Origin of the sequence: Opacimonas viscosa (genome assembly GCF_024199005.1) — a bacterium.
Lineage (GTDB): Bacteria > Pseudomonadota > Gammaproteobacteria > Enterobacterales > Alteromonadaceae > Opacimonas > Opacimonas viscosa.
Genome location: NZ_JANATA010000311.1, coordinates 1 through 240, shown reverse-complemented (window position 1 = coordinate 240; position 240 = coordinate 1). Strand labels below are relative to the sequence as shown.

The 240-nt window shown below is 50.8% G+C and carries 1 pseudogene; it reads left to right on the top strand.

The features are described from left to right. Nucleotides 1–240 (top strand): annotated as a pseudogene (locus tag NLF92_RS13730) (retention module-containing protein); the annotation flags it as partial.

The window sequence follows — 240 nt, the reverse complement described above, 5'->3', positions numbered from 1 at the left end:
GCTGAGGGAAGCTTTACCGTTGACGCAGCAAGTTCTGACGGCTCTGGTAACAGTGCCTCTGTATCCGGCTCTGGTAGCATTGATACTATTGCCCCATTACTAACTGTGAATGACCCCGGCACAGGAAACGACAACACGCCAACCATTACTGGTTCGGGCGAAGTGGGCGCAGTTGTCACTGTGGTAGTGACTGATTCATTGGGTAATACACAAACCATTGAAACAGTCGTCGATGCTGAC